Consider the following 6,218-nt stretch of genomic DNA (forward strand, 5'->3'; position numbering starts at 1 on the left):
GAGAACCAATTTGTCAAAGGACATCGGTTTTTCCAGGAATCTGAAGGCCAGCTTAAATTGCTGCAACGGAGACTGAAAAACAAGAAGAAAGGTTCAAAACGTTGGCTGAGGGTGAAACGCCAAATTGCGCTCCTGCACGAAAGAATACACAACTGTCGCAAGGATTTCTTTTTCAAGCTAGCGCATCAACTCTGTGATCAAGCAGGAATGATATTTGCTGAGGATTTGAACTTGAAAGCCCTCGGAAGGTCAGCGTTAAGAAAAGCCTGTCTGGATGCGGCTTGGGGTTCATTCCTGAATATCCTCAGTCATGTTTGCTGGAAGCGCGGTGTGTATTTTGCCAAGGTCGATGCCAATGGCACAAGTCAAATTTGTCCCCATTGTGGGACGAATTGCGGCCAGAAAAAGTTGTCTGAGCGAGTCCACCACTGTCAGACTTGTGGCTACACCACCGATAGGGATGTAGCGGCGGCGCAAGTGGTGAAACAAAGAGGATTAAATGCGGTCGGGCAGACCGTATCAACGCTCGTCGAGGGTAAAGATATCGGGGTTGGAGTTTATACTCCAGCTAGAGTCTCCCTGTGACACGAGAATCCCCGACCGTTTACGGCGGGGAGTTGTCAAGAATACGGTTCTTGTCACCGTCTCCACCCTTATTGTCTGTGTCGGCGGGGATTTAGTCGTTTCATGGTTGGGTGGCACTCTTCCCCCCTCCCCCCGAGGTTCTAGCACCCCCCTCAACCCCCACCACCGGGAGGATGTTCACGATATCCGGCGTTATTAGGGTTAGTAAGGGAGTCTTGTTATCCGATGCCCTTCTCCTAAAGAGGGAGAGGGGGTGAGGGTGACTTTGATGTTGCACGTTTGTATGTATTTTGTCAAGTCCCAGATATAGTGTTTAATAAGTTTTGATAACACTATTTATGGGCTATTGACTAGGGAAGACAACCGCGTTTTCCCGACTCCCCCTCTCCCCTGCTCCCGATTTGGCGCTGAAGCGCAACAACGAACCTGATTTTCAACTCCCCACTCCCTATTTATGTCTTCCCTCTACGTTTCCCAACAAGGGTGTTACATCGCCCTCCAGCAGGAACAATTGCTAGTCAAACGCAATAATGAAATCCTGACTCAAGTTCAACTGCCCCATCTAGAGCAAGTTCTCATTTTCGGCAAGTCTCAAATCACCACCCAAGCCATTCGTGCTTGTTTATGGCGAGATATTCCCATTGTCTACCTCTCCCGCATGGGCTACTGTTACGGCCGCATTATCGCCATTGAGCGGGGATATCGGGCCCTGACTCGCTATCAACAGGAATTAGGCTTGGGGGAGCGTCTTGGTGTTGCTCAAAACATTGTACTGGCTAAGTTGAACAATAGTCGGACTCTATTAATGCGGCAACAACGCCGTCATTTTTCTCCCTCGCTGACTTTAGCGATTGAAAGCCTAGAGTACCTACAAAAACAGGTTAAAGGAGCGGACTCCCAAGAGAGATTATTAGGTTTTGAAGGGGCTGGGGCGGCGAGTTATTTCGCGGCTTTGGGGGACTGTCTCCGCAATCGGGATTTTGTCTTTACCGCTCGGTCCCGTCGGCCGCCGGGTAATCCGGTGAATGCTTTGCTCAGTTTTGGTTATCAGGTGTTGTGGAATCATCTTTTAGCCTTGATTGAGGTGCAGGGACTTGACCCCTATCAGGCCTGTTTACACAGTAGCAGTGAACGTCATGCGGCTCTGGCTAGTGATTTAATTGAGGAGTTTCGCGCCCCTTTGGTGGATTCGTTAGTGGTCTATTTGATTAATCGCTATCTCTTAGAAGTGAATGAGGATTTTGAATATCGCCAAGGGGGGTGTTTTCTCAATCATCAAGGACGGCGGAAGTTTTTACAGAGCTTTGTCCAACGGATGGAGGAGTCGGTCACGTTGAAAAATGGCACAGTTGAGCCGAAATGGGGACTCCTGAGTTTTCAGGTCAAGGCGTTTAAGGAGTTTGTCTATCATCCGGGGGGTGGGTATTCCCCTTATCTGATTGATTAACTATGTTTTATGTTATTGCCTATGATATCCCTAATGATAAGCGACGGAAGAAGGTGGCGGATTTGTTGGAGGGTTATGGGGTGCGGGTGCAGTATTCAGTGTTTGAGTGTGTCTTAACGCCCCAGCAGTATGGGGAGTTATCGGCAAGGTTAAAAAGACGGATGAACATGAGCGAGGACAATATTCGGGTTTATCCTGTGTCGAGTCATACTTTAACTCAGGTGGAAATCTGGGGGGTGGGACTGCCTTTAACTGAATCGGGAAGGTCTGTCATCATCTAATTTTCCGAGGCTCCCGGAAAATGGCTGAAACGTTGATTTTTCGTCGGGAGCCTCGGTTTCTTGTCCTGTAAGGGTTTGATGTGTGTTGATGGGAAATTCAACGGGTTGCGGAGGGGTGATTTTAGGGGAGCCTCGGAAATGGGGTCTAGACATTAGGCGGGGCAAGGGTTTAAAATGGGGGAGTTCCCCTTTACCGGGGGACTAACTTGATTGGAAACGCTGGCTTTTGGTTGCCCACCAAGGCGGCTGGAAGGAAGTTCCCCTTTACCGGGGGACTAACTTGATTGGAAACTTCGGGATATTATCCCAAAAACTGGGCTGTAATAGCGTTCCCCTTTACCGGGGGACTAACTTGATTGGAAACTGATGACTGAATTTTCCTGGGCCGAAAGAAGTTGTCATCGGTTCCCCTTTACCGGGGGACTAACTTGATTGGAAACCAGCCGTGCAAAGGATTAGGAGCGAGATACAGGGTCTTCTCCGTTCCCCTTTACCGGGGGACTAACTTGATTGGAAACACAGGCTGTTCTCCTATCACAAGGAAGCCATGCAGAGTTCCCCTTTACCGGGGGACTAACTTGATTGGAAACCCTCCACTCGTGAGCGATCGCGAAAACAGGGCTTTCTCGTTCCCCTTTACCGGGGGACTAACTTGATTGGAAACCCCCGATTTTGCCGCTTCTAATAATTTTAAAAAAATATTAGTTCCCCTTTACCGGGGGACTAACTTGATTGGAAACTATACCATCTCTTTTTTGAGTATCCAGCCAAAAAAGAGGTTCCCCTTTACCGGGGGACTAACTTGATTGGAAACGCCATAAGTGCCTTCTATCGGATTCCCCTCTTTTTGTTCCCCTTTACCGGGGGACTAACTTGATTGGAAACATATCTTGGAGCAATATCCCCCAAATCGGAGGGAACGTTCCCCTTTACCGGGGGACTAACTTGATTGGAAACCTATTATAGGGGCGGATTCCCTTGCAAGGTGTACTCAAGTTCCCCTTTACCGGGGGACTAACTTGATTGGAAACCTAATCCTTCTCCTGGGCAATTAAGCCTTCGCCATGTTGGGTTCGTTCCCCTTTACCGGGGGACTAACTTGATTGGAAACCTAGAACAGAAGCCCCAAACACGCTTTCTATCGCAGGTTCCCCTTTACCGGGGGACTAACTTGATTGGAAACAAAAGAAAAATTTGCCGGAGCGATAAAAACCCGCAGAAGTTCCCCTTTACCGGGGGACTAACTTGATTGGAAACAGTTTCAATCGCCCCCTGCCTTACCCAGCCACTGGCTGGACATTTTCATCATTGGCGATAGATGGGAGTTAGGGGCGCAACGCTTGCGCCCCTACAGCCCAACCCGTAGGGGCGCAACGCTTGCGCCCAAATCTGGTCTGCTGTACGCGATCGCCTGTGGAGGGGGATTAGGAGTGCGATCGCCTGTGGAGAGGGATTGGGGGTGCGATCGCCTGTGGGGAGGAATTGGGAGTGCGATCGCCTGTGGGGAGGGATTGGGAGTGCGATCGCCTGTGGGGAGGAATTGGGAGTGCGATCGCCTGTGGAGGGGGATTGAGGGTGCGATCGCCTGTGGAGGGGGATTGGGAGTGCGATCGCCTGTGGAGGGGGATTGGGAGTGCGATCGCCTGTGGAGGGGGATTGGGAGTGCGATCGCCTGTGGGGAGGAATTGGGAGTGCGATCGCCAGTACGAGTTCCTCTTTAACGGATGACTAAGTTAATTGGAAACTCAAGATAAATTAGCTGAGGGGGAAACGATATCATTTGCCCCATTAGCTAATTTAGCAATCGGTTTATTTTATGTTGATTCTATATCCCAAGGATTAAATAAATCAACTGAAGCAAAATAAAAATCATCTACATTACGAGTTACAACCGTTAAATTATAAGCCTTAGCAGTCGCCGCTATCAAACTATCCATAATCGGTAGTTTTTTCCCTTTTGCTTCAGACTGACTACAAAGTTTTGACCATTGATTGACGACCGCCATATCGATCAATAATATCCTTCCCTCAAAACGAAGTTCAAGTTTTTTCACCCAGTCCGAAAGACGAGTAAATTTAACGGGCTGAGTCAATTCAAGCTTAAAAATACCTCTTTTTAACTCTCCAATTGTCAAAACACTGAGAAATAAATCATCTTCTGCCTGAGAATTGAGCCATTCGATCACTACGGGACTTGGCTTTTTCTTTACATACTCAGATAAAACACAAGTATCTAACAAATAGCTCATAAACTAATTTCTCTGCCCGTGTCTCGATCTCTAACAAATAAATCATCCTCGACAGAATCTAAAATTGGCATAAGTAAATCATCAGCTAGTTTAGCAACAGAATTAGATGTTTTATTTTTCTGTCGCTCCTGAATTTGCTGAATAACATTTTCAGCAATTTGATTTTGTTCATATTCCGATAACTGCCGGAGTTTTTGAATCATTTGATCGACTAATTTTGTCATATTTTTATATTCTTATGGTTGATACAATATGAATCAAATTATAACACAATCGCTATCTAGGGCTTGGTGAATAACTCTACTCGTGGGGCTAGGGAACAGGGGGAGTCAGGGATTAGGAGTGCGATCGCCTGTGGGGAGGGATTGGAAGTGCGATCGCCTGTGGAGAGGGATTGGGAGTGCGATCGCCTGTGGGGAGGAATTGGGAGTGCGATCGCCTGTGGGGAAGAATTGGGAGTGCGATCGCCTGTGGGGAAGAATTGGGAGTGCGATCGCCTGTGGGGAAGGATTAGGAGTGCGATCGCCTGTGGAGGGGGATTGGGAGTGCGATCGCCTGTGGGGAGGGATTGGGAGTGCGATCGCCTGTGGATATCATTAGCAAACTTGAGTTAAGATAAAATCAAAACATTTATGTAGGGTCTGCTGAATATCCCTCTAAGCAATGTTAATAGGGCTTTGGGTTAGTTCACTGGCAAGAAACTGCAAGGTTTTAGGGATAAATAATCAAAAAGACTTGCCTTTTTTCGACTCCCCCTGTGGCCAGTGTATCTCGACTGCGCTCGATAACCGCCTAGTCGAACTGTTCCCTAGCCCCACGAGTAGAGTTATAGGCCTAACGGCAAGCTTCGCGTACAGCAAGCCCAGAAGTATTGAACAAATTTCGCCATGAGATTCAGCCAAAAGTAAAGACTATCTTCAAGCAGATCCCCGGAATTCAGTAAAGTCATCACCGACTCTATCACTACTATGCAGCTAATTACTGACACCATTATCTATCCCTCCAGTGACGACCAACCCATGGCAGACAGTACCATCCAATACCAATGGATTACGACCATAAAAGGCGGCTGTGACGCTATTTTTAAACAGGATGAAAATGTGTTTGTTGCGGGGGACTTACTCTGGTATCCCGTAGAGGGAAAACCCACCATCTCCCAAGCCCCTGACGTAATGGTAGCCTTTGGTGTTAGGAAAGGCGATCGCAAATCATACAAACAATGGCTAGAAAATAATATCCCGCCCCAAGTGGTGTTTGAAGTGCGCTCAGAAAGCGACACCCAAACGAAAATGGACAAAAAATTAGTCTTTTACAATCGCTATGGCGTAGAGGAATATTACCTTTACGACCCGCAAAAGACAGAATTAAGCGGTTGGCAGCGAATTGATGGGATGCTAGATGTGATTGACCCCATGCCAGGGTGGATTTCCCCGCGATTGGGAGTGCGTTTCGAGTTAGGCGATCAGGGTTTAGAACTTTACCGATCATGTTTTCTTGAAAGCCCCGATACTTTAGGACGGGGATGAAAAAAAAACAGTATGTAACCCGCGAAGCGTCAACACTTAATGAGCCTTGCCAGTTTTATTAAGTGTGTTATAATGGGAGCATGATAACGATGACCTACGATTTCAAACTCAAGCCTAAAAAGTCTCAAGT

The 6,218-nt window shown here is 47.6% G+C and carries 8 protein-coding genes, 1 pseudogene and 1 CRISPR repeat array; of the genes and pseudogenes, 7 read left to right on the forward strand and 2 right to left on the reverse strand.

Translation table 11 applies throughout. From position 1 onward, the window contains the following. The 5 genes from K4A83_RS21445 to K4A83_RS21465 all read left to right on the forward strand — a co-directional run. Positions 1-585: RNA-guided endonuclease InsQ/TnpB family protein (locus K4A83_RS21445; protein ID WP_265266749.1), on the forward strand; the 585-nt coding region annotated here is incomplete at its 5' end. Beyond that, positions 551-784 carry a hypothetical protein gene (locus K4A83_RS21450; RefSeq protein WP_265266750.1) on the forward strand — a complete coding sequence of 78 codons (234 nt, stop codon included), beginning with the start codon at positions 551-553 and terminating at the stop codon, positions 782-784. The genes K4A83_RS21445 and K4A83_RS21450, both read left to right, overlap by 35 nt. Before the next feature lie 255 nt (positions 785-1,039). Further along, entirely contained in the window at positions 1,040-2,032 is a 993-nt protein-coding gene (cas1, locus tag K4A83_RS21455; RefSeq protein ID WP_265266751.1) for a CRISPR-associated endonuclease Cas1, read from the forward strand. Positions 2,033-2,034: 2 nt separating this feature from the next. Further along, entirely contained in the window at positions 2,035-2,313 is a 279-nt protein-coding gene (gene cas2 / locus K4A83_RS21460) for a CRISPR-associated endonuclease Cas2 (RefSeq protein ID WP_265266752.1), read from the forward strand. A 182-nt stretch (positions 2,314-2,495) separates the two neighbouring features. Next, positions 2,496-3,570: direct repeats of the CRISPR family, unit length 36 nt; unit sequence GTTCCCCTTTACCGGGGGACTAACTTGATTGGAAAC. Between the two features lie 83 nt (positions 3,571-3,653). Beyond that, positions 3,654-4,034, forward strand: coding sequence for a hypothetical protein (locus tag K4A83_RS21465; protein ID WP_265266753.1), 381 nt, complete (start codon positions 3,654-3,656; stop codon positions 4,032-4,034). A gap of 93 nt (positions 4,035-4,127) precedes the next feature. Here K4A83_RS21465 and K4A83_RS21470 read toward each other — a convergent pair whose 3' ends face one another. Together K4A83_RS21470 and K4A83_RS21475 are read right to left on the reverse strand one after the other, a co-directional pair. Next, positions 4,128-4,562: a type II toxin-antitoxin system VapC family toxin gene (locus K4A83_RS21470; RefSeq protein ID WP_265266754.1), complete on the reverse strand. Its 435-nt coding sequence runs from the start codon at positions 4,560-4,562 to the stop codon at positions 4,128-4,130. After that, the gene (locus tag K4A83_RS21475; protein WP_265266755.1) at positions 4,559-4,786 is read right to left on the reverse strand and encodes a hypothetical protein; all 228 of its coding nucleotides are present in this window, start codon (positions 4,784-4,786) and stop codon (positions 4,559-4,561) included. Before K4A83_RS21475 ends, K4A83_RS21470 begins: the two co-directional genes overlap by 4 nt. Positions 4,787-4,868: 82 nt before the next feature. Between K4A83_RS21475 and K4A83_RS21480 the strand changes: the two genes are divergently transcribed. Together K4A83_RS21480 and K4A83_RS21485 are read left to right on the forward strand one after the other, a co-directional pair. Further along, entirely contained in the window at positions 4,869-5,162 is a 294-nt protein-coding gene (locus K4A83_RS21480; protein WP_265266756.1) for a hypothetical protein, read from the forward strand. A gap of 368 nt (positions 5,163-5,530) precedes the next feature. After that, positions 5,531-6,046, forward strand: a pseudogene (locus K4A83_RS21485) (Uma2 family endonuclease); the annotation flags it as partial. Positions 6,047-6,218: the final 172 nt, after the last annotated feature.

This window comes from Spirulina subsalsa FACHB-351, assembly GCF_026130165.1.
Classification (GTDB): domain Bacteria; phylum Cyanobacteriota; class Cyanobacteriia; order Cyanobacteriales; family Spirulinaceae; genus Spirulina_A; species Spirulina_A subsalsa_A.